Annotated in this window: 22 protein-coding genes; 11 read left to right on the forward strand and 11 right to left on the reverse strand. The window is 39.5% G+C overall.

The window, feature by feature from the left end:
* Window positions 1–29: 29 nt before the first annotated feature.
* Entirely contained in the window at window positions 30–461 is a 432-nt protein-coding gene (locus tag H5126_RS04765) for a MarR family winged helix-turn-helix transcriptional regulator (protein WP_182720169.1), read from the reverse strand.
* Between the two features lie 151 nt (window positions 462–612).
* Between H5126_RS04765 and hmgA the strand changes: the two genes are divergently transcribed.
* Together hmgA and maiA are read left to right on the forward strand one after the other, a co-directional pair.
* Window positions 613–1,914: a homogentisate 1,2-dioxygenase gene (gene hmgA / locus H5126_RS04770; RefSeq protein ID WP_182720168.1), complete on the forward strand. Its 1,302-nt coding sequence runs from the start codon at window positions 613–615 to the stop codon at window positions 1,912–1,914.
* A gap of 2 nt (window positions 1,915–1,916) precedes the next feature.
* Entirely contained in the window at window positions 1,917–2,546 is a 630-nt protein-coding gene (maiA, locus tag H5126_RS04775; protein WP_182716343.1) for a maleylacetoacetate isomerase, read from the forward strand.
* 11 nt (window positions 2,547–2,557) lie between these two features.
* On the opposite strand, the gene H5126_RS04780 is transcribed toward maiA, so the two are convergent.
* Window positions 2,558–2,791 carry a TIGR02647 family protein gene (locus H5126_RS04780; RefSeq protein WP_007375551.1) on the reverse strand — a complete coding sequence of 78 codons (234 nt, stop codon included), beginning with the start codon at window positions 2,789–2,791 and terminating at the stop codon, window positions 2,558–2,560.
* A gap of 126 nt (window positions 2,792–2,917) precedes the next feature.
* Between H5126_RS04780 and H5126_RS04785 the strand changes: the two genes are divergently transcribed.
* Window positions 2,918–3,220: a DUF1496 domain-containing protein gene (locus H5126_RS04785; RefSeq protein ID WP_182720167.1), complete on the forward strand. Its 303-nt coding sequence runs from the start codon at window positions 2,918–2,920 to the stop codon at window positions 3,218–3,220.
* Between the two features lie 54 nt (window positions 3,221–3,274).
* The gene (locus tag H5126_RS04790) at window positions 3,275–3,583 is read left to right on the forward strand and encodes a VF530 family DNA-binding protein (protein WP_024591820.1); all 309 of its coding nucleotides are present in this window, start codon (window positions 3,275–3,277) and stop codon (window positions 3,581–3,583) included.
* Between the two features lie 51 nt (window positions 3,584–3,634).
* Here the strand turns inward: H5126_RS04790 and H5126_RS04795 are convergent, their stop codons facing one another.
* Window positions 3,635–5,254 carry a diacylglycerol kinase family protein gene (locus H5126_RS04795; protein WP_182720166.1) on the reverse strand — a complete coding sequence of 540 codons (1,620 nt, stop codon included), beginning with the start codon at window positions 5,252–5,254 and terminating at the stop codon, window positions 3,635–3,637.
* A gap of 349 nt (window positions 5,255–5,603) precedes the next feature.
* Between H5126_RS04795 and H5126_RS04800 the strand changes: the two genes are divergently transcribed.
* From H5126_RS04800 to H5126_RS04825, 6 genes are all read left to right on the forward strand, one after another.
* Window positions 5,604–6,128 carry a sigma-70 family RNA polymerase sigma factor gene (locus H5126_RS04800; protein WP_182720165.1) on the forward strand — a complete coding sequence of 175 codons (525 nt, stop codon included), beginning with the start codon at window positions 5,604–5,606 and terminating at the stop codon, window positions 6,126–6,128.
* Window positions 6,125–6,808 carry an anti-sigma factor domain-containing protein gene (locus tag H5126_RS04805; protein ID WP_182720164.1) on the forward strand — a complete coding sequence of 228 codons (684 nt, stop codon included), beginning with the start codon at window positions 6,125–6,127 and terminating at the stop codon, window positions 6,806–6,808. The genes H5126_RS04800 and H5126_RS04805 overlap by 4 nt, the downstream gene beginning before the upstream one ends.
* Window positions 6,809–6,966: 158 nt before the next feature.
* Complete coding sequence (locus H5126_RS04810) at window positions 6,967–8,559, forward strand: DUF4331 domain-containing protein (RefSeq protein ID WP_182712336.1); 1,593 nt, start codon at window positions 6,967–6,969, stop codon at window positions 8,557–8,559.
* 11 nt (window positions 8,560–8,570) lie between these two features.
* Window positions 8,571–9,080, forward strand: a complete 510-nt coding sequence (locus H5126_RS04815; RefSeq protein WP_024600513.1) for an Ig-like domain-containing protein — start codon at window positions 8,571–8,573, stop codon at window positions 9,078–9,080.
* A 54-nt stretch (window positions 9,081–9,134) separates the two neighbouring features.
* Window positions 9,135–10,160, forward strand: coding sequence for a hypothetical protein (locus H5126_RS04820; protein WP_182720163.1), 1,026 nt, complete (start codon window positions 9,135–9,137; stop codon window positions 10,158–10,160).
* Complete coding sequence (locus H5126_RS04825; RefSeq protein WP_182720162.1) at window positions 10,157–11,269, forward strand: HupE/UreJ family protein; 1,113 nt, start codon at window positions 10,157–10,159, stop codon at window positions 11,267–11,269. The genes H5126_RS04820 and H5126_RS04825 overlap by 4 nt, the downstream gene beginning before the upstream one ends.
* Window positions 11,270–11,335: 66 nt before the next feature.
* On the opposite strand, the gene H5126_RS04830 is transcribed toward H5126_RS04825, so the two are convergent.
* The 7 genes from H5126_RS04830 to H5126_RS04860 all read right to left on the reverse strand — a co-directional run bounded on the left by H5126_RS04830 (window position 11,336) and on the right by H5126_RS04860 (window position 21,453).
* Window positions 11,336–11,962, reverse strand: coding sequence for a TetR/AcrR family transcriptional regulator (locus H5126_RS04830; RefSeq protein WP_002959031.1), 627 nt, complete (start codon window positions 11,960–11,962; stop codon window positions 11,336–11,338).
* A gap of 96 nt (window positions 11,963–12,058) precedes the next feature.
* Window positions 12,059–13,477, reverse strand: coding sequence for an efflux transporter outer membrane subunit (locus H5126_RS04835; RefSeq protein ID WP_182720161.1), 1,419 nt, complete (start codon window positions 13,475–13,477; stop codon window positions 12,059–12,061).
* Window positions 13,474–16,608 (reverse strand): efflux RND transporter permease subunit, encoded by a 3,135-nt coding sequence (locus H5126_RS04840; protein ID WP_182720160.1) that lies wholly within the window; start codon window positions 16,606–16,608, stop codon window positions 13,474–13,476. Before H5126_RS04840 ends, H5126_RS04835 begins: the two co-directional genes overlap by 4 nt.
* Window positions 16,609–16,620: 12 nt before the next feature.
* The gene (locus H5126_RS04845) at window positions 16,621–17,790 is read right to left on the reverse strand and encodes an efflux RND transporter periplasmic adaptor subunit (RefSeq protein ID WP_182720159.1); all 1,170 of its coding nucleotides are present in this window, start codon (window positions 17,788–17,790) and stop codon (window positions 16,621–16,623) included.
* 285 nt (window positions 17,791–18,075) lie between these two features.
* On the reverse strand, window positions 18,076–19,377 hold the full coding sequence (locus H5126_RS04850) for a hemolysin family protein (RefSeq protein WP_002959027.1): 1,302 nt from the start codon (window positions 19,375–19,377) through the stop codon (window positions 18,076–18,078).
* Between the two features lie 147 nt (window positions 19,378–19,524).
* Window positions 19,525–20,214: a transporter substrate-binding domain-containing protein gene (locus H5126_RS04855; protein ID WP_002959026.1), complete on the reverse strand. Its 690-nt coding sequence runs from the start codon at window positions 20,212–20,214 to the stop codon at window positions 19,525–19,527.
* 129 nt (window positions 20,215–20,343) lie between these two features.
* Window positions 20,344–21,453, reverse strand: coding sequence for an arginase family protein (locus H5126_RS04860; RefSeq protein ID WP_024605708.1), 1,110 nt, complete (start codon window positions 21,451–21,453; stop codon window positions 20,344–20,346).
* A gap of 464 nt (window positions 21,454–21,917) precedes the next feature.
* On the opposite strand from H5126_RS04860, the gene udp reads away from it, so the two are divergent.
* On the forward strand, window positions 21,918–22,673 hold the full coding sequence (gene udp / locus H5126_RS04865) for a uridine phosphorylase (RefSeq protein WP_007375563.1): 756 nt from the start codon (window positions 21,918–21,920) through the stop codon (window positions 22,671–22,673).
* A gap of 94 nt (window positions 22,674–22,767) precedes the next feature.
* Here the strand turns inward: udp and cdd are convergent, their stop codons facing one another.
* A complete protein-coding gene (gene cdd, locus H5126_RS04870; RefSeq protein ID WP_182720158.1) occupies window positions 22,768–23,694 on the reverse strand; it encodes a cytidine deaminase in 927 nt (308 codons plus the stop codon).
* Window positions 23,695–23,716: the final 22 nt, after the last annotated feature.

Consider the following 23,716-nt stretch of genomic DNA (forward strand, 5'->3'; position numbering starts at 1 on the left):
TTATTTAAAAGCCCACTTTGTGGGCTTTTTTATGCTTTTAATTTGTTATTTAACTTTTCAAAAATATTCACTAGCACTTCGTATTCTTCGTTGGTTAAAGTACTCAGTAATTGTTTTTCCCAATTTAGTGCATCGGGTGTTATTTGCTCATATAGGCTTTGACCTGCTTGGCTCAGCACAAGTAATGCTGCGCGTTTGTCTTGCTTATTTAATTCACTTCTCACTAAGCCTTTGTCTATTAGTACTTTTACCGCACGCGACACTGTCGACTTGTCCATATTTGCTTGCGTGCATAAATCCTTTGCGTTGCTCTGACCATACTGCGCTAAATTAGCAAGTATTCGCCACTGCGGAATATTTAAACCGTATTTAGTTTGATAAACCTCGGCAAAGTCATTACTTACACGTGTTGCTACATTCGTTAATTGATAAGGTAAAAACGTTGCTAAATCAATTTTCATTTTTAGTTATCCCAGCTTTATAAGGCTTACTTTAGTGTTCATTAATATTTACACGGATGCGTAGTTGCACATTTGATATTAGTCTCACTTGAGAGTATCTTAACTGAAATAAAAATAATATTAAACCAACCCCCTCTCACAGGAGTCAGTAATGGCGACACAATTAAGTTATATGACCGGTTTTGGTAATGAATTTGAAACACAAGCGCTACCCGGTGCACTGCCAATAGGACAATTTAGCCCACAAAAAGTTAAATACGATTTATACACAGAGCAATTTAGTTCGACTGCATTTACGGCTCCTCGCGCTTCAAATCGTCGCACTTGGTTTTACCGCCTTCGTCCGTCTGTAGTGCAAGGTGATTACCAAGCAATTGATAATGGCCTAATAAGAACAGCCCCAATCACTGAAGCCGTAACACCACCAACAATGCTACGTTGGAATCCTATTGATATGCCTTCACAGCCTACTGATTTTATTGATGGGTTAGTAACGATGGCTGCTAATGGCAGTGCTAATGGGCAATCTGGTATTGGCATTCATGTATATGTCGCTAATCAGTCAATGCAAGGGCGTTACTTTTGTAATGCTGATGGCGAAATGTTGTTTGTCCCTCAGCATGGTGAATTATTAATTCACACCGAGTGCGGTAAGTTAAGCATTAAACCAGGTGAAATTGCTGTAATTCCCAGAGGAATTAAGTTCTCAGTTGACTTAATTGATAATACAGCCCGTGGTTATATTTGTGAAAATTATGGCCATGCGTTAGAGCTTGCAGAGCGAGGACCTGTTGGTGCAAACGGTTATGCCAACGACAGAGACTTTCAATACCCTGTAGCGGCCTTTGAAGATAAAGAGGGTGACTTTGAGCTTGTTTCTAAATTTAACGGTAATTTATTCAGCTGTGAAATAAAACACTCACCTTTTGATGTTGTTGCATGGACGGGTAATAGCTCCCCCTATAAATACGACTTATCGCGTTTTAATGTAATGAATACAGTGAGCTTTGATCACCCCGATCCTTCTATATTCACTGTACTGACCTCTCCTTCTGCTACTGAGGGTATGGCAAATGTCGATTTTGTGATATTTCCACCGCGTTGGATGGTAGCCGAAAATACATTTCGCCCACCGTATTATCACCGCAATATTATGAGTGAATTTATGGGCTTAATTGAAGGTGTGTATGATGCAAAAGAGCATGGTTTTGTACCTGGTGGCGCAAGTTTACACAATTGTATGTCGCCACATGGACCTGAAGCCGACGTATTTGAAAAAGCCTCAAACGCTGAGCTTACACCACAAAAATATGAAAACACATTGGCCTTTATGTTTGAGTCGCGCTATATAATTTCACCGACAAAATATGCATTAGAAGGTAAAGAGCGCCAACCAAATTACACCGATTGCTGGCGTACTATTAAAAAACAATTTACAGGTTCACAGGATTAATTATGAAATTATACAGCTACTTTCGCTCATCAGCGGCTTATAGAGTGCGTATAGCGCTTAACTTAAAAGCAATCGATCATGAACTTGCTATTGTTAACCTTTTAAAATCGGAGCAGCTTGGGAAGGAATACTTAGCGACTAATCCGCAAGGCTTACTACCTGCACTTGAAACCGATGATGGTGTTTTAGCACAATCACTTGCAATACTGGAATGGCTTGATGAAACTTATCCGCAATCGCCATTAATTACAGGGACTGCGTGGCAAAAGTCGCAAATAAGAAACTTAAGCTTTGCCATTGCTTGCGATATTCATCCTGTTAATAATTTACGCGTGCTGAAGTATTTATCAAACGAATTAGGTGTTGATAACGAGGCTAAAAATAAATGGTATCGACATTGGATAGAAGTGGGTTTTGAAAAAATAGAACTGATGCTAAACAAAAATGATGACTACTGCTTTGGTAACCAACCAACACTTGCTGACATTTGTTTAGTGCCGCAAGTATTTAATGCAATTCGTTTTAACGTAGATATGAGCGCTTATCCAAAAATTGCAGCCATTTACGAGCATTGTAATAAATTAGCTGCATTTAATGACGCTGCACCGCAAAATCAACCCGATGCAAATTAAGCTAATTTAGATTAACTTTGTAGCGCGCTATGAATAACCGTAACGTGCTCAATTAAATCTAAGCCCAGATCAGTTAAATATCCGCCATCTGGGCTATCTATAATCCCTTTTTCAAATAAACGTTGCGCTGCGCTAAGTAAGCTTGGCTCTGCGTCTGAATGTAATTTAATACCCTGCATTTTACTGTCGCGAGGAAACTTTGCTAATAGTGTGAATTCTTCGATCATTGTTTGATTAAATTGCATTGTGTGCACCTTTTTATTGTTCTGTGAATAACTAAGTTTATACTTAAAATCACTTTGTTTACTTTACACTAGCACGTTTTTTAGCTTAATGTATTATTTTTAACCCTCCCTATTTAAAGGCCTCTAATGCGTAACTTTTTAATTCTATGCTTTTGTTTTAGCAGCTTATCGTATTCAATATTTAGTGAAGCAACAACGCTAAAAACCCATTCAATTATTGATGCAAACCAGTTTGTAAATGAAGAAGCTAACTGTTGGTACGACAACAAACGCTATAGCGAAGGGGCATTAATACAAGTTCACTCTTTTACACTTTTGTGTGGTGCTAAAACACCCCAACACAGTAACAGCCAACTCATTTGGCTTAAAATAGATAAGCAAGGTAATGCTATTTACCCAACAGCTCCTAAAACAATCACTGTGAATTAGCGCTAAAAGCTGATTTAAGCTACAATGCATGCAGTTTAAATAAGTAGTATGGCTATGAATAATCAACCTAAAAACCCTTTACATGGGGTAACATTAGAACAAATACTTGTTGAGTTAGAACAACGACTTGGCTGGAGAACACTTGGCGAGCAAGTAAAAATTAAATGTTTTACTGATCAACCCAGCATTAAATCGAGTTTAAAGTTTTTGCGTAAAACGCCTTGGGCTCGCGATAAAGTGGAAGCACTTTATATTCACACTATAAATAATAAGCCTATTCGTAGACCAAAAAGTGCACCAAGAGAAACATCTTCTCAAGCGCCTGATACAACAGGGTTTGTTTGGCCATCAATTAAAAAGTGATGTAAAAAAAGGAGCTAATTTAGCTCCTTTTTTGATTATAACTAACGCGATTTATTGCTCTTTGCAAATCACATTTAATGAAGCCGGCTCAATAGTAATAACTAGTTTTTGAGCGGTTTTAACTTCACCATCTAGTACGTACTTAAGCTCTCCTTCGCCTGTAACCTCTACTCTTTTGGCATTTGTATGATGAGAGTTTATAGCTAAATGTGTTTGCGTTAAGCTACTAAACATCAGCTCTGCAATACTTAGTACTGTGGTTGAATCTTCATTATTTGGTGTTAACCAATTTATATCGAGTAGCCCGTCACTATGATCAGGTTGCCCGCCACCTTGAGCCAATAACGTTGTAAAAGGCGCAGCATTGGCCACAATAAAACTATTAGTACATATTTCTTTTGGCTCATTATCATCGAGTTTTACTTTAAGTAACTGCGATTTTTGCTCGCCAAACGCTTCAAAAAAACCATTTAAATAGGCAAGTTGCCCCGACTTATTTTTCGACTCTCTATCTGCTTTTTCTATCATTGATTGCTCAAAACCAATACCCGCGAGCAGTAGTACTAATTCATTATTACAATAAGCAGTATCTATTATGCTTGTTTGACCATCTATAATTAAGTCACAAGCCTGTTCAACAGGAATAAATTTAGAAGTAATACCCATCAATACATGCGCAAGAGCGTTTGCAGTCCCCATAGGGATGATGCCTAGTTTACATTGTGTATTTACAAGTACGCTTGCAACTTCGGCCACCGTACCATCTCCCCCGCATGCGATAATAATATCCGGATTTTGCGCAATTTCCTGTTTAGCCAGCTCAATACCGTTAACTTCTTTTGTAGTAGTGAGTACTTTCAGATCGTAATAATCCGATAGCCGCGCAACAATTAAGTGCTCTTTTTCTTCCCATAATCGTGTACCAGATACAGGGTTTGCAATTAAAACGGCTTTGTTTTTAATCAGTAATTCGCCTTTTTTATGTCGCTTAGCTAAATGGCGAAGTTGATGCTTATTTAAATTTGCGGTTTCGCGGGTTTCTTTTATTTGTGCAAGTACTTCATGCACATCTGCATTTTTGTTTTGGCTCAGTAAATAAGCCGCCATGATAAAAACAGAGCGCCCACGCCCTAAAGCACAATGAACGACTACGCGATGGTCTTCTTTAATATGGTGATGAATCCAATTAATAGCCTGATTTAACTGAGAATGGGTAGGAATACTATGATCGAGCACCGGAATGTTTAAATAATTAATATTCTCTTGTGTTGAACTCCACTCGAGTCCGTCGAATTCACACGTAACATCTAAAATCGCCGTAATCCCGTTATCTTTTAATGTGTCTATATCTGAGGGAAATAATCGGCAAGCTAAAAATAGGTTTTCGTTTATTTGTTGAATGGGCGGCACTTTATCGCGCTTACGTGACCAGGCATTATAAATTTGCACACCGAATAAAAATGGCACAAACGCCCACCGTATATAAAATGGGATCACCCCATTTTCACGCTTTCTAAATATTTTTGCTGTATTAAAAATATACGCGGTACTCACTAATAAAAGTGACAGCGCAGTCCAATAAAAAACAATAGCAAAATAGACAGAGTTCACTTCCCAACCAATAAAAATAAGCAGTAGTGCTAATAGTAAATAACTAATTGCAGCCCACATAGTCTCTCCTTTGTGAAAATAATGCCGATTTATAATCTTAATTTAAACGGCTTTAAGTAGTCTTTTGCAAATATCACGCCATATAAATGCCATTTAAAATTCAAACGCGAACAATAGGCCATTGATATATATAGCAATTAATAAACTAAAATCTACTACAGACCGCTCTTTGTGCATTTTTTACAAACATGTGAATAAATTATACTTACACGTCTAAATTTCAAACACTGACCGATTATTGCTTGTACTTACGTATAAAGCAGCTAATCTAAAAGGCAATTAAATTTTTTTGCATCCAAATCACACCCTCAACCGTTTACTCAATGATAATAAGAAAAACAGGACCCCTATGGATAACGATGATTTACTCCCTCTTTTGTGCGCAACAGCACAAGGAGACAAAAATGCTTTCTCAAGTTTATATCAACAAACTAGCGGCAAACTTTTTGCTATTAGCTTAAATATGCTCACTAACAGGGCTTATGCAGAAGAGGCACTACAAGACGCTTTTATAAAAATTTGGCATAACGCATCTGAATATAACGCCTCTAAAGGCACTGTTATAAGCTGGATGATAAGTATAGTAAGGTATAGAAGCCTCGACTCGCTGCGCTATCACAAAGTACGAAAAGAGCAGTCGTTAGGCGATGACGAATATGAGAATGAAAGCATCGACGTTACTTACGATGAAGAAACGAAACTGGTCAATTGTATCGAACAGCTTGAGCCGCAACAAAAACAAGCTATTCACTTAGCTTATTATAAGGGGCTGAGTCATAGCGAGTTAGTGGATCATATAGAAACGCCTTTAGGTACAGTTAAAAGCTGGATCAGGCGTGGGCTTATGCAGCTACAAAGGTGTTTAACATTATGAATTATAATAAACCCGAACTATTAGACGCGCTTGCTGGGCAGTACGTGCTTGGCACACTTAGAGGGCTTGCCCGTAAGCGTTTTCAGCGTCTGTTGCTCAGTTCAAACCAAGCACGTGAAGCAACAATTATGTGGGAGCAAAACCTAAATAACTTGGCCAGTGCTATTACACCACAAACGCCACGTGACGATGTATGGATAAATATACTACAGCGTATTGAAAACCAAAAACAACCCACCAAAACGGTGATACATACTAAGCCTTCTATTTGGCGTACATGGTCTTTTGTTGCAACAGCTGCATGTATTGTTTTAGCCTTTTTGATTATTCAACCTTCTACTAATGTTGTTCAAACACAACAAATTGCCTTGGTTCAAAATCAAGACAAGCAATCATTGTGGTTTATTGATGTAAGCGAGCAAGGGCTTTCAATTAAAGCCAGTAGCCAATTGGTTGCCCAAACCAATAAAGATTACGAGCTGTGGATGATTTTAAAAGGGCAAGATGCACCTATTTCATTGGGTTTACTGCCCGAGCAAGGTAGCAAGATATTATTAAAAGATAACCGTTTTAACGCAAGTGATATTGCATTACTAGCAGTGAGTTTAGAACCTATTGGTGGTTCACCAAATGGATCACCAACCGAGGTGTTATACACTACAGAACTTATACTCCTGTAGCTCTACTTTTATAGCCTTTTATTAGCTGCTTACATTAAGCAGCTAACCTTTCCTTAAAGTTTTTAACAAAAAATAAAAACATTTTAACTTTTTTGCATCCATACTGAACTCTCACCCGTTATTAACTACGACTTCAATCAAAACTAAAGGACAAAGTCATGAAAGCTTTAACTCCATCAATACTCGCAGTAGTAGTATGCAGTACGTTTATAAGTGCACCAAGTGAAGCGTCTAGCCACAGAGAAGCGCCAAATATAAGCCGTTTCCCGACTTTAGATTCTACCGATTTTTATGTATTTAATAGTTACGAGCAAGGTCGTGATGATTACGTCACATTAATTGCTAATTACATCCCGCTGCAAGATGCATACGGCGGTCCTAATTACTTTGCAATGGACCCAGATGCTACTTACAGCATTCATATAGATAACGACGGCGATGCTGTTGAAGATATTACATTTGCGTTTAACTTTAAAAGCATGCTTCCTAATGATAACCAAGGTGTGCAATTAACTGTTGGACCTGAAGGTAATCAACGCACCGTGTCTGTACCGCTTAAAAATGTAGGCGGTGTATCTGCCGGAGATAACAGCGCTGCAAATTTTAGCGAATCATACACAGTAAGCATGATAAGCGGCGCGCAGCGTACTGGCGAAACAACGCTATTAAATAACACTGCATCAAACTCCAGCACATTTTCTAAACCGCTTGATTATGTGGGTAATAAAACATTTGGTTCAATGAGCGATTATCAAACTTATGCTGACCAATTTGTGTATCAGGTTTCAATTCCTAACTGTGAGAGCATGGCACAAGTTTTTGTAGGACAGCGTAAAGACCCGTTTGTAGTTAACCTAGGTAAAACATTTGATTTAGTAAACTATGTACCTGTAGAAGGTGATAGCGCCCCTGGTGCTGGTGACGGCGGTGGTTTTCCAGGTGGTATAACGCAATCAGCTGATAATGACGACCTTGCAGATAAAAACGTAACATCAATCGCTATCGAAATACCTAAAAGCTGTATTGTCGGTGAAGGTAACGGCGTAATAGGTTCGTGGACAACAGCAAGCTTACCTCAAGCACGTGTATTAAACCCCAATGCTAAATTTGCTAATAATGCGGTAAACGGTGGTGCATTAACTCAGGTTTCACGCCTAGGTAGCCCGCTTGTAAATGAGCTTGTAATTGGCATTAAAGACAAAGACACATTTTCTACTGCGCACCCTAAAGACGATGCACAATTTTTAGATTATGTATCTCACCCAGCACTACCTGAGTTATTAAACATTTTGTTTAAAGATGCTGTTAATACGACCCTTGACGCAAACTTAGAAACTCTGGCACCCACTAACTTCCCGCGTACTGATTTAATCACTGCATTTTTAACGGGTTTTGCAGGCGTTAATCAGCAAGCAACTGTAACACCTTCGGAAATGCTGCGTTTAAATACAGGCATTGCAGCAACAGCGCAAGCTGATCAATCTGCATTTGGTGTAGCGGGTAATGATTTAGCCGGCTTCCCAAATGGTCGTCGCCCGGGTGATGATGTGGTTGATATTGCACTTCGTGTTGTGATGGGTCGTTTATGTCATCCGATTCCTGTAAATGGTGAAGACACTGATTTAGGACTTTGTGCACCAGAGGATGCTAATACAGGCACAGTGCCATTTACAGACGGCGCACCTATTGATGCAACAATGATGGACTCAACATTCCCATACCTTGCAACACCACTTGCTGGCTCTAAATAAGGAGTAAAATAATGCGTAATTTAAAAACTACCCATATTTGTGTTCTCCTCAGTGCATTAACATTGGGAGCATGTAGTAGCGATGATGATAAAAAACAACCTACACCGGTTGTAAACACCGCACCTACAGCAAGCGATGCAATGCTAACAACACAAACTGAAGTAAGCATTACCGATATGCTTAACGCAAGCGATAATGATGGCGACTCACTTACTTACTCGTTAACAAGTGAGCCAATGCTCGGTACTGTTAATGTTGACAGTGATGGTAACTTTACTTATACACCTAATAAAGAAGCAACAGGTTCAGATAGCTTTATGTTTGGTGTAAGTGATGGCGTTAATTCGCAAGTTACTGCAACAGTAAGTATTACGATTGAGGCGCTGCAAGTTGACTTTGCTCAATTTGCAACCGATGCATTTAACCAAGCGCCAAATGCAGAGCCGTTAACTGTTAATGGTCGGGTGTTTACAAACACTGATACCGATGTTGATGGATTAATTTCTACAAGCGGTAACTAACCAAGTCATTAAGCTGACAGGCCATGGATGGCTTTTTTTCAAAGGATATTTATAATGCATTTATCAGTACTTAAACCCCTCACTATTATTGCTATTTGCTTAACCTCTTTCGCGGTGAGTGCGGCTCCTTATACTCCAAAAGATGACGCAGTTATTGCTAACAGTAATTCAACGCTTAGTGCTTCTCTGTCTGTTGAGGAAATAAATACATTAGTCACTAACAGCCAATATGTAGGCCAAACAGAGCGTTTACAGGGGCTACTTAAGACCCGTTTAGCCCAGCTATATAAACAAACACCCTCATCTCAAATTGGTTACTTATATGCTCGTGTTTTACAAAAAGAGCACCTTTTTGACGAAGCAATTAACGTTGCCAACAACGTTTTGATTACCGAGCCAAAGCACAGTAATAGCCATTTGTTACTGGCCAATATATTGATGACCCAAGGTGAATTTACAAAGGCAAAACAACACTGTGTTGCCTTGATTGGTCAAGTAAGTACCATTACTGCTAGCACTTGTGTACTAGACGTACAAAGCCAGCATGAAAGCGTTTTAGACAGCTACCAAACATTAGTTAAAATTATAAACAATAACCAAACTAGTTTAGCTACAAACCATGTTTTAAGTGAAATGAGCTACCGTCTAAGTAACTACAAGCAAGCTTTGTCTCACTTACAAAGCGTAGATTTAGTTCAAGCTCCTGTGAGCCTCATTGTGTTATGGGCCGATATTCAAATTGCGCTAAATCAACCTCAACAAGTATTAAATACATTAAGCGTACTGCTTCCAGATAAAAGTAATTTAGAAGATGCTATTTTACTAAGGCTTTCAATCGCAGAAAAAAAACTAAATAAACGCGATAAAAAATGGCAAAATACAATGGCGAAAAGAGTTACACTTAGAGAGCTTCGTAAAGATTCTTTTCATGCGAGTGACTTAGCTAAATATTACCTTGATGTACAACCAAATCGTGAAAAAGCACTTTACTGGGCTCATATTAATTGGCAACAGGCTAAAATGAGCACCGATGAGCAATTACTTATTAAAGCAAAAGCGATGCAACGAGATACACTATGAAAACGCCTTATCTATTTATACTCACTTTAATGCTGTGTATTTTCTCAACTTACAGCTTTTCCCATCAACTAAGTACAAGTTATATAACCCTAAATAGCAAGAACGATAACGACACCAACAAAAGCCAATACACGGGTACCTGGCAAGTTAATATCGCCGACTTAGAGCACACAGTGCCTCTGGATTTAGATAAAAACGGTCAAATTTCGTGGGCAGAAATAAAAGCAAAACGCAGCTCAATTAATAACTTCATTACAGAAAGTTTAAATATCACGCAAAGCGCGCAAATATGCCCTTTAAAAAGTGAAGGTATCTATCAGCTAGATAACCATTTTAACCAACCTTATTTGGTTATTCCGCTGCAGTTTAGCTGTGATGACAATGAAGCAATCACCCTTTCCTATTCCGCTTTTTTCAAAACTGATGCTAACCATAAATCCATCGTAAATATTAACGGTGTATCTCGTGTATTTAATATCAACGAGGCTCAGCAAACATTTAGCTTTGAACAAACAAGTTATTTAAGTACCTTTAATCAATACGTTTACCAAGGTGTTTTACATATTTGGATTGGTATTGATCATATTTTATTTTTAATCGCTTTGTTACTTACCTGTGTTTTAAAACGCAGCAATAAAGCATGGCAAGGTATTAGCTCTAAAAAACACATTATTAAACACACAGCATGGATAGTAACCGCGTTTACTCTTGCGCACTCTATTACGCTTACCGCCACCGCTATGAACCTTGTATCACCAAATAGTCGCTGGGTAGAGCTTGGAATTGCTATATCGGTTTTATTTGCAGCATTAAATAATGTGTGGCCGTTGGTACTTCGTTTAGGTTGGCTTACTTTTGCTTTTGGTTTACTACATGGGATGGGATTTGCGAGCGTACTTGGCGAACTTGGCCTGTCGAGCGACTATCAACTGCTCAGTATATTGGCGTTTAATTTAGGCGTCGAAATCGGTCAACTTAGTATATTACTGATAGCCTTACCAATACTCATTTATGTACGACACTACACTTGGTATAAAAAATGGTTAATGCCAATGGGCTCCGTTGCTATCGCAATTGTTGCACTTCAGTGGTCAATCGAGCGTTTTTAAATAGTATAAATAAAAAAGCTAGCCAAAATATTGGCTAGCTTACTTTTTAGTTATTTACTTTGAGCGTTACTGCGCTTTATCAAATGGCATCAGTAATGTTTTCATCGCAGGGCGAAGCGCTATGAGTACCGTTTCTTCGGTTAGCTCAGGGTAAAGTAACTTTCTAAGTAATAACCCTGCCATCATCGAAAAAATAACATTAATTCGGCTTTCAAGTTCACGCTCATCAATGTCTTTGAGCGCACTTCGCTCGCTTGTTAAAAGCTGCCTCATGCGCCCTCTTGCTTGAATATCGGTTTCACGCAAAAGAGTAGCAACTTTAATATTACGACCCGCTTCTGCCATCATATCTAAATCGATAACACATGAGCCTGTATCCATGTGTCTTTGCACGCCAATATTTAAGCCATCTAAAAGAGCCGCCAAAACATCACCAGGGTGATCTTCAAACTTTTGAAAGATAGAGAACATTTCTTCCATGTCTTTTTCAATAATGCTTTCTATAATCGCTTCTTTGCTTTCAAAGTAATTATAAATATGCCCTGCACTCATCCCTGCCGTTTTAGATATTTCTGCCATACCTGCACCGTGGTAACCTTTACGGCGAAAACACTCTGCAGCAGCTGTTAAAATTTGCTCACGCCTAGCAAGTGCTATCGCGGGATCTGTTTGCCTTTTTGCTTTAGGCTTCATGTTCAACTCCACTACCAAGTCATAAACTCAGTAAAGCAAGAGCTATAAATAGTCTCGCCATATAAATATGTAATGCGGCTTTAAAAGCCGCAAATATTATTTCTCTTCCTGAGTTGTTTCACTGGCTACATTCCATCCGCCACCAAGCGCTTTGTACAAGTTAATTTGACTCGCAAGATACGCTTGCTGACCCGCAATTAACTGCTGCTGCGCGCCGTACCACGTACGCTGAGCATCAAGTACTTGCAAGTAGCTATCTGCGCCTTTTTCGTAACGCATTTTTGATAAATCAAACGTGATTTGTCGACTACTTATAAGCATATCAAGGGCACTTAATTGCTCTTGGTAACCTTCTCTATCAGCAAGTGCATCGGCAACTTCGCGAAACGCATTTTGAATTTTTTGCTGATACGTTGCCACTGCAATTTCTTGATCTGCTTTTGCTACATCAAGATTTGCTTGGTTACGTCCCATATTAAAAATAGGTAAGCTAATTGTCGGCACAAAACTCCATGTCCCAGAGCCTGAATCAAACAAGCCACTTAAGTCACTTGAAGCAGACCCCGCGTTGGCTGTTAAGCTTATGCTTGGATAAAACGCCGCTCGAGCAATACCAATATTGGCATTAGCAGCAAGCATTAAATGCTCAGCGGCTTTAATATCAGGGCGCTGTGATAGCAGATCAGACGGTAAACCAACTGGTACTTCTGGCATACTGATCAAGTTAGTCAGGTCTTTATTAGGCAGTAAATCAGCTGAAACAGATTTACCTACTAATAAATCTAAGGCACTTTTATCACGCTTTAACAAACGTTTGTACGTTGCTATGTCTACTTTTGCCGTAGCAACTGTGCTTTTAAGCTGCTCAAGGGTAATTGAAGACGTCGCACCTAAATCAAAGCTTTTTTGCGTAAGCGATAATGACTCTTGCTGAGAGGTAAGCGTTTCTTTTGCAAGCTCTAGCAGTTGCAAATCAGTTGCATAATTTAGCCACGCATTTGCCAACTCTGAAATTAAAGACACCTGCGTGCTGTATTGGCTAAGCTCTGTAGAGTATAAGTTTTGCAGTGCTTGCGCTGATTGATTGCGTACTTTGCCCCAAATATCTAACTCGTAAGAGGTAATACCTACTGTTGCACTGTACTGCGAGCTAATAGCTGCATCGCCAGTACCTGATAAGTCAGCCGGTAAACGCTGGCGCGTACCAGAAGCATTTAAATCAAGGGATGGATACAAAGCAGAGTCTTCAATTTGATATAAACCACGCACACGCTGCACATTAAGCACTGCAATTTGCATGTCTTTATTATGCTCAAGGCTTTGCGTAATTAACGTTTGTAATTTTTCGTCATTAAAAAACTGCTGCCAATTTAATTGCTGCGCAGCGGTTTGCCCAGTATCTGATGCATAAGCATCAGATACTGGTAGAGCAAGGTCTTTTTGCTCAGGCGCTAATTGGCAACCACTTAGCACCAATAAAGCAATTGCACTTAGGCTGAATGTTTTAATGCTCATTCTGCGCTCTCCTTCGTTGTCTCTTTAGCTTTGCCAGGAAATACACGGCGCACTAACACAAAGAATAACGGTACAAAAACAACAACTAATATTGATGATGCAAGTGTGCCGCCAATAATCGAAATACCTAACGCATTTTGCGCACCAGAACCCGCGCTTGAGGCAATTGCAAGCGGTAAAACACCACAAATAAAGGCCATCGAAGTCATAAGTATTGGACGCAAACGTAGGCGAACAGCTGCAATAGCCGCATCAACTAAGCCAAGCCCTTCTTCCATTTTATGAATCGCAAACTCTACAATCAGTATCGCATTTTTAGATGCCAAGCCAATGGTGGTCAACAAACCTACCTGCAAGTAAATATCGTTAGATAAGCCACCGCCAAGCGCTGCCATAATTGCACCAAATATACCCAGTGGCACAATCATCATTACCGCAAACGGTACCGACCAACTTTCATAAAGCGCGGCTAAACATAAAAATACAAACAGCAGCGATAGGCCATATAGTAGAGGTGCTTGACCGCTACTAGAGCGCTCTTGGAATGAAATACCGGTCCACTCAGACGAAATACCATTTGGTAATTGTTTAACTAAACGCTCCATTTCATCCATTGCTTGGCCTGTACTGTAACCTGGCGCTGCACTACCTTGAATTTCCATTGCTGAAAAACCATTGTAACGCTCTAAGCGTGGTGAACCGTATGTCCAAAACGAGCTAGCAAAAGCTGAAAACGGCACCATGTCGCCATTATCATTGCGCACATACCACTTGTTTAGATCCTCAGGCACCATACGCGATTGCGCATCACCTTGTAGGTATACTTTCTTCACGCGACCACGGTCTATAAAGTCATTTACATAACTACTCCCCCAAGCAGTGGCAAGCGTGCTGTTTATATCGCCTTGTGAAACACCAAGTGCTTCAGCTTTTGCTAAATCTACATCAAGTTGAAGTTCTGGCATGTCTTCTTGTCCATTTGGACGTACGCCCGCTAAAATTGGGCTTTGGCTCGCCATACCTAATAATTGGTTTCTTGCCGCTAATAAATCATCATGTCCAAGGCCAACACGGTCTTGTAAAAAGAGAGTAAAGCCATTGGCCGTACCCAGCTCAACAATTGCAGGTGGCGGAAAGGCAAAAACAAAGGCTTCTTTTATTGTTGAAAAGTAGCCCATTGCTTTACCTGCAACCGCTTTAACAGATAAATCATCTCGCTGACGCTCATCCCAATGCTTAAAGTTAACAAACGCAATCGCTGAGTTTTGGCCAGAACCAGCAAAACTAAAACCAGTCACGGTAAAAATACCGTTTACTGCTTCGGATTGATCATTTAAGAAATGGTTCTCTACTTTTTTAACAACCTCAAGTGTTTGTTGTGTTGTGGAGCCTGCCGGTAATGACACTTGGTTAAACAAAATACCTTGGTCTTCGTCAGGCAAAAATGCCGTTGGTAAGCTTGAGAATACATAAACCATGCCGCCCACAATCACGCCATAAATAAGCAGATAGCGCTTAGAGTGCGTAAGCATACGGCCCACAAAACTTTGTGCACCTGAGTTTGTTTTATCAAAACCACGGTTAAAGCCTGTAAAAAATCGGCCAAATAGCGTGTTATTGTTATGTACATGGCTTGGTTTTAAAAGCGTTGCACATAATGCTGGCGTTAAAATAAGAGCCACTAAAACAGATAACCCCATCGCCGATACGAGTGTTATAGAAAACTGACGATAAATTATACCGGTAGAGCCACTAAAGAATGCCATTGGTATAAATACCGCAGAAAGTACCATGGCAATACCGACCAACGCGCCTTTAATTTCATCCATAGATTTACGCGTAGCTTCAAGTGCCGAGAGTTTTTCCTCGGTCATTAAGCGCTCAACGTTTTCGACTACAACAATCGCATCATCCACAAGTAAGCCTATGGCAAGTACCATCGCGAACATGGTTAACGTATTGATTGAATAACCAAAGGTGTACAAAATACCAAACGTACCAAGCAATACCACAGGCACGGCAATGGTCGGAATAAGCGTTGCTCGGAAGTTTTGTAAAAACAAATACATGACGACAAACACTAAAATAACCGCTTCAATAAGCGTATGAACTACTTTTTCAATTGATAAAGATACAAATGGTGTGGTGTCATAGGGTACAACTACATCTAACCCTTCAGGAAAATAAGGTTTTAACTCTTCAATTGCGGCTTTAACGCCTGCCGCTGCATCAAGTGCATTCGCGCCACTGGCCAATTTAATACCTAAACCCGAAGCAGGTTGTCCATCGTAGCGTGCTACAACACGGTAGCTTTCGCCACCCAACTCTACACGTGCAACATCCTCAAGGCGGACAAAAGAGCCATCAGGATTTGTTTTTACTAAAATATTCTCAAACTGCTCGACCGTTTGTAAACGACTTTGCGCTGTCACCGTTGCATTAAGTTGCTGACCATCAACGGCAGGCATACCGCCAAGTTGACCGGCAGATACTTGTGCATTTTGCGCACTAATTGATGCACTAATATCAGCAGGTGTAAGCTTATAATTTTGTAACTTTGCAGGGTCTAACCAAATTCGCATAGCGTATTGTGAGCCAAATAATTGCACTTCACCTATGCCTTCAACACGTGAAACAATATCTTGCACGTTTGATGATACATAATCACCAATATCGATGTTGGTCATACTGCCATCTTTAGACACAAAACCTAATACCATCAAAAAGTTACGCGCAGACTTTGCAACAACGACACCTTGCCTTTGTACTTCTTCAGGTAAAAGTGGTGTTGCTGTCGCTAATTTATTTTGCACTTGAACTTGTGCAATATCAGGGTCTGTTTCGGCGCTAAACGAAAGAGTAAGCGTTGCTGAACCGCTCGACTCAGACGTTGATGACATATAAAGTAAGCCATCAAGCCCTTTCATTTTTTGCTCTATAACTTGCGTAACCGTATCTTCAAGCGTACGTGCAGATGCACCAGGGTACGTTGCCGTGATACTAATTGCTGGCGGTGCAATTGACGGATACTGTGCAATTGGCAAGCTTTGTATAGCCAAAATACCTGCTAGCATCACTACAATAGCGAGTACCCAAGCAAATATCGGTCTATCGATAAAAAATCGTGACATTAAAACTCTCCGTTATTGAGCTTGATCGGCTTTAGCAGACGATTGAATTTCAGATGGGTTCACAGGTGCACCAGGGCGGATTTTTTGTAAACCTTCAACTATTAACTTATCGCCATCACTTAAGCCATCAGTAACAAGCCAATCAGAACCAATAGTTCTATCTACTTTTAATACGCGGCTTTCTACTGTATTGTCTTTACTGACAACCATTGCTGTTGGTTCGCCTTTTGAATTACGGCTAACGCCACGTTGCGGTACTAAAATCGCATCCGCTTTAACGCCTTCAACAATAGATGCACGTGCATACATGCCTGGTAATAATAGCTTTTCAGGGTTAGGGAACTTAGCGCGCAAAGTTACAGAGCCGGTACTTGGGTCAACAGTCACTTCTGAGAACTGCAACGTTCCTTTGTGAGAATACGCCGAGCCATCTTCCATTATTAATTCAACATCTGTTTGGCTGTTTGCATCAATACCTAAACGGCCAGATGCAATCGCTTTTTTAAGTTGCGTCAACTCATTGCTCGATTGTGTTAAATCGATATAAATTGGATCTAACTGAGTTACTGTAGCAAGTGCTGTACTTTGATTGGCACTTACAAGTGCACCCACTGTTACGCTTGATTTACTAATTTGACCACTAATAGGGGAAGACACATGGCTGTAATCAAGGTTAATTTGTGCTGATTTTAACTGCGCTTTAGCCGTTAATAATTCAGCATTTGCTTGTTTGTACGCAGCATCCGCTTCGTCAAAATCTTGTTGGCTCACTGCTTTGATTTTTAAGAGTTCGCCGTAACGTGATGCTTTTGATTTAGAGCTGGCGATGCTTGCCTCTGCGCGTGCAACGCTCGCTTCACTTGCTGCAAGGTCTGCTTCAAATGTAGCTGGGTCTATTTGATACAGTGCTTGGCCTTGCTTAACCTCTTTACCTTCGACAAATAAACGAGATTGCACAATACCACTTACTTGTGGGCGAATTTCAGCAATTTGAAATGCACTGATACGCCCAGGAAGTTCTTTTTTGAGAGTAAGCGCTTGGCTTTTTAATGTCAGTACACCCACTGGCACAGCTTGAGGAGCTGAAGCTTGTGACTGCTCAGCAGCCTGATCACAACCAGTTAAAGCAACAGAACCGACGAGGGCTGATAATACAAATAAAGCGATGCGGGAACGCTGCATGTTAAATACCTTTTAGTTTAGAGTGAACGATCATTCTAAATTAAAATGCGCTGATAATGAATCTTAATAAGGAGAAATTTACACAAACTTACACTATTGAATACAATATACGCCTTAGGTAGCATTTAATGTTAATTTGATGAAAATAGAATCAAAGCTGTTTGAAAATAAAGCAATTAAACAGATTGAAATAACCACTCATTTTAAGCACAGAACTTTTAAATAGGCACAAAAAAGCCAAGCAAAAACAGCTTGGCTATTTATATAAACGACTATCTTACTTTTTTAAAGGGGGTTGTCGTTCTGTGGATTAATAACTCTTGAAACTAACAACTGCTCTACCCTAATTCCCTCTACATCAACAACTTCAAACTTAAAGCCTGAAAAAGTTAAATGCTCTGCACGTTTAGGGATTCGCTTCATACTGTAAATTAAAAATCCAGCGACAGTTTCATAGTGCATCTGATCTGGAAATTCTTCTATATCAAGTACCTTTGCTAAATCGGTAATTGGAGTTAACCCATCTACAAGCCATGAATTTTTATCGCGCTCTATAATTAATTCATCACCTTGATGAGTAATTAAATCCCCCATAAACCCTTTCATTAAGTCTTTTACCGTTACAATACCTACCGAAAGCGCGTATTCGTTTACGACAACAGCAAATGGCTTTGCTGCGCTTTTAAACGCATTTAAGGCTTCTGATAGGCTTAATGTTTCCGGTAAGTAAAAAACATCTTTATCAATCAGCTCATCGTTTATATTGGCGGCTTCGCCTTTTAGTACTTGTCGTAAAATATCTTTAGATTCAACAGAGCCATGCAATTTATCTAAATTTCCTGACACTACTAAAAAGTGATTATGAGGGTGGTCAATAATTTTGGTCGCAATATCATGGCTAGATTCGTTTAAATCAAAATAGACAATTTGGTCGCGTGGCGTCATTACGCTTGATAAAAACCGCGCTTCTAGGTCAAACACATTACCAATGAGTTCATACTCTTGCTTTTGCAAACTACCATATGCAGCACCCGCTTCCATCATGGCAACAATGTCCTCAGTTGTAACGTTGTCTTCTCGCTCAGCGGGCACTTTAAATAAGCGCAGCACAAAGTTAGTTACCCCATTAAAAAACATCACTAGCGGAGTTAAGGCAAAGGTTACCCAGCGCATTATTGTAACGACTCTAACAGCGACAGCTTCTGGCATGATCATCGCTAAACGTTTTGGCATTAAATCGGCGAACAAGATAAACAGAGATGTAATAGTAAAAAATGAGAATAAAAAGCTAATTTTTTCTAAGTGTGCACCTTGATAAAAAAGCACTAAAACACTTTCAACATAAGGCGATAAAGCCTGCTCGCCCACAATACCACCCAAAATCGCAATCGCGTTGAGTGCAATTTGGATCATGGCAAAAAAAGCCCCTGGATTTTCTTGTAGCTTTAATACCGCTGCTGCTTTTATATTTCCTTCATCTGCCATTACCCGCAGTTTTATTTTACGCGACGCTGCAATTGCTATTTCTGACATAGCAAACAACGCACTGATCAAGATCAATAAGCTAATCCCGATTAAATCACCCATTTAACGCTCCAATAAGTTAGCGCTTTTTTAAACAAAAAGCAGCTGGATTATAATCGGTTTTTTAAACGCAGCAATTTATATTTACGAAATATATTTAAACTATTAATTTTCAATTATTTAAGAGGTAAAACAGTGAGTTTAAAGTACTTAAATTTTATTAAAGGCGACTTTTAATTGAGAAACTAAAGCCGGATCCATATTTATATTACAGGCAAAAAATAACGGAGACTGAGTTGTATTTAAATCAAGTAATGGTTCTAGTAACTCAAGCTTAGGCTCTGTTTTAACTCGATAGTTAAATTGCTTTTTGTTGAGGATAACAAAATCAAGTATATGGTGACGAGTGCTTATGAGTTTATCTATTTTATCTAGGCTATCGATGAGTAATAAATGCTTGCTTTCACTAAAGCCCCTTTCAAGCAAATAATGATGACTAAAGTTATCACGCAGTACTGCTATTTTGTATTTTTTAGCATCATTGAGTGTGTTTAACTTTATACCTCTGGATTTTAGACCATAAATGGCAGAGTCAAAGCTTTCCAGTTCGCCTACCCAGTTAAACTTACTTTCTCTATTAGGTAATCGAACAATCGAAAATATACAGGTGTTTTTATCGCGTAGCGCTGCATTGTAGGATATGGCCCAACTATGCGCCAACATAGTGTAGTTTATACCTGTACCTTCTAGCGCTTTATGAACTTTTTCGACAGAGCGGCCAACGAGTTTGTTATCTTCATTAATATACTGAAAGTCCGGAAATACTTCCGTTACTATTGTAATTTCAGCTGCATCAACTTTAATACAGCTAATGAACAATAAAAAGATCAACAATTTCATCTAGCGAGGCCTCAACTAACTCATTATATGTATTTAATAAATATAGCTGAGGCTTTATGAACTGCTAGTTTTTAGTCATGTGATGCACACTTATACGCTGATAGTGCTAGTATTTATAGCTTCTACAGCTTACTTGTTCATTGCACTAATTAAAAAGGCTGAAATTTTAGCGCCTTCTCTAAGTGTCGTTTCTGAGCTTGATTGGCCAACTAAAGAGCTGTCGGTAAATGGCGCTATCTCCATCATATCTGCACCCGTAATAGGAAACTCATCCGCAATGGCTGATAAAATATCAAGCGCATGCTGAGGCGTTAAACCGTGATGCTCTGGTGTACCTGTGGCAGATGCAAATTCAGCATCAAGCGCATCAATATCAAAGCTTACGTATATTTCATCAACGTTATCGGCTTTTAACTGTGCAATAGCGTCGGCAGCAACCGCTGCTGCGCCGCGTTCAATGATTTCATGTGCCCAGTGCTGTTTAACACCAAAAGTATTTTCCCAATGCGCTTTAGGCTTGCCACTTGAGCGTATACCAAATTGTATTAAATGATGCGGCGCCGGTAAAAACTCTAATATATGTGTACACCACGAGCCAAAACATAAATCAATACCTAAGCGCTCCACAAGTAAATCGGTATGCGCGTCAAAGTGAATAATAGCCGTGCGCTTACCTTGCTCACGTTTTGCTTTTAAGTACGCTTTAGTAAGTGGGTAACTAATTGAGTGATCGCCACCAATACCAAATAATCCTTTATCTTTAAACGTTGCGTAAAAACTGTCGCACACATCTTCAGTGATTGATAACGGGCTTACGTAATAATCGTTATCTTCATCACCATATAAGGCTTTTTGGCAATTAGAAATAGTCGCATCATTTAGGTATTTGTCATGAAGTAGATGTGGGATCACACGTACATCACCCAAATCAAACGAATGACACTGCGGTTGCTGATCAATTAATGCTGAGCGCACAAACAGTGGCCCCCAGTTTGCGCCGCGTAATATCCCACCGCCACAGTCGGAGCTAATACCTAACATAACGGCTTTATGTGGTGAGTTTGGTAATTCGTTTAAAGACTCGCGCCACAAGTTATCAACGTTTTCAGTTTGTCCGTAAAGTTTATTACGCAGTGCGGCTTTGCGCTCTTTTGCAGTATTTACTGTGTATACGCCATCGCCCGGTGCGCACAAACAGTGCTCAACTTTGTTTTTAAATGCTTCAAATTGTGTGCTCATAATAAACTCCTTCGGTTTTTATTCTGTACGTAGCTAATTAGTTTTGATTACTTTTGATTAATTATGCAAAATCACTAAAAATGCCTAAACTTCAAATAAATGCCACTTTGCTAAATAAGTCAGTGCTTAATATAAGTAAACACGTTAGTTTTTACGTGTTCACCACAAGGCTAAGCTATTGAATTTATTTGATATTAATGAAAACTTGTAATCATTCATTTAATCGTAGTTACGCGCTTGAGTGATACTTATTATGTCTGCTTGAACATGTCAACAGCGCAACAAGGCTACGTATATAAGTACTTGAGTGAATATTCATAGTTGGTGAATAAATCAAATTAGCCCTTAAAATTATTAAGGCTTTATTGGAAGAGTTAAGATAAAACGGACAATCGTCCTGTACTTGATAAACGTTTCTAGCAATCATGCTAGATTGACAACAAATTATTATAAAAGGCTTAGCTATGGAAAAGGTATTTCACTTAGGACTATGTATTGACGATCTTAAAGGTGCAAAACTTGCGATTGTACCGGGCGATCCAGATCGTGCAGCACGTATTTCACAATTCCTAGACAACCCAACCTGCCTTGCTCAAACTCGCGAGTTTCATGTTTATTTAGGTCAATTAAACGGCCACTCTGTCGTTATATGTTCTACAGGTATTGGTGGTCCATCTACGTCGATTGCAGTAGAAGAATTAGCACAACTTGGCGTGCGTAAATTTTTACGTATTGGTACAACCGGTGCAATTCAGCCACACATTAACGAAGGCGAAATTTTAATTAGCCAAGCGTCTGTACGTTTAGATGGAGCTAGCCAACATTTTGCACCACTTAGCTACCCTGCTGTATCTGACTTTTATGCAACACAAGCTATGGTACAAGCATGTAAAAACCTAAATATCGATTTTCATATTGGTATTACTGCATCAAGCGATACATTCTACCCAGGGCAAGAGCGTTACGATACGCACTCTGGTTACGTTCCTAAATCACTACAAGGTAGCTGCGAAGAGTGGCAAAAATTGGGCGTGATGAACTACGAAATGGAATCGGCAACATTATTTACTATGTGTGCAGCCCTTGGATTACAAGCAGCATGTGTAGCAGGCGTACTTGTTAATCGTACTCGCCAAGAAATACCAAATGTAGACCACGGTGAAATTGAGCGTAAATCTGTAGCAGTAGTATTAGAAGCAGCTAAAGTATTACTTGATTAATACAGGTTATAGCAGTCAGTGAGTGAGTTAATTCGATAGAATGGCTCGCTTTAATAAAGCACAGCTCCGGCTGTGCTTTATTGTATGCAAGCCACTATTTAAGTGGTGCGCTAATTACTTTAAGTGCTGGTAAATGCGTAAAACTGGCAAGTACAGCTTTTGCCACTTGCGACTGGTTTTCACGACCCGCTGTTTCGAGCAATGTTATTCCCTTCACCGTACTTTCGTTAAAGCTAAGCCCAGCTAAAAAGAACTGACTTAGTGCACTTTGTAGTGGCGATAAACTTGGACTGTAAGCTGCATTTTCGGCGTAACTTCCGTAAAAATCACCATCACTAAATGTACTTATTTTTACGGCGCTAAAGTTTTGGCTGTAAGGCACGTACGCATTAAGTGCAAAACGCGCAAGGGTTTCATCAAGGCCATCAAAGCTAAAATTACCTTGCTGTGGTTTTGGGTTAAACAAGCTAAATTCGTTACCTAAATCGGTAGGTCCAAATGAATGCGGCAGTAATTGAGCAAGTTTAAATTGCTGATCAGGAAGTAAAATATCAAACTCTTTCGCATCAGCGAGTTCGTTCATAAACTGGCGACAATACCCACAAGGCGCATCGCTAATCGCAATTTTAACTATTTTTTTAGCGCCGTTTAACCATGCGTTATTTATAGCCGATTGCTCTGCATGAACCACTAAACTCAATGCTTGATGATCAAACTCTACATTCGCACCAAAGTAAAAGTTTACCTCACCCTTTTTATCAAGCGCTTTAACAATTGCGCCTACATGAAAATCTGACACTGGCGCAACGGCATACTCAGCAGCTAAAGGCACTAAACCTTGTAGTAATACATCATCAGACACATTGAGTTGCGCGCATAACGCTTTAATATTATTAGAATTTAATATGCCACGTTGTGATTTTAATTGACTACGTAATGACGCTGTTTGCGCTACGCTTAATGTGAAGTGCGAATTTGTAAGTGCTGTATCTTGCTGTACAGTAAAAGTTGCTGAAGCCATAATATTTTTTAATTATTCAATG

Source organism: Pseudoalteromonas sp. SG45-3 (assembly GCF_014164075.1).
Lineage (GTDB): Bacteria > Pseudomonadota > Gammaproteobacteria > Enterobacterales > Alteromonadaceae > Pseudoalteromonas > Pseudoalteromonas distincta.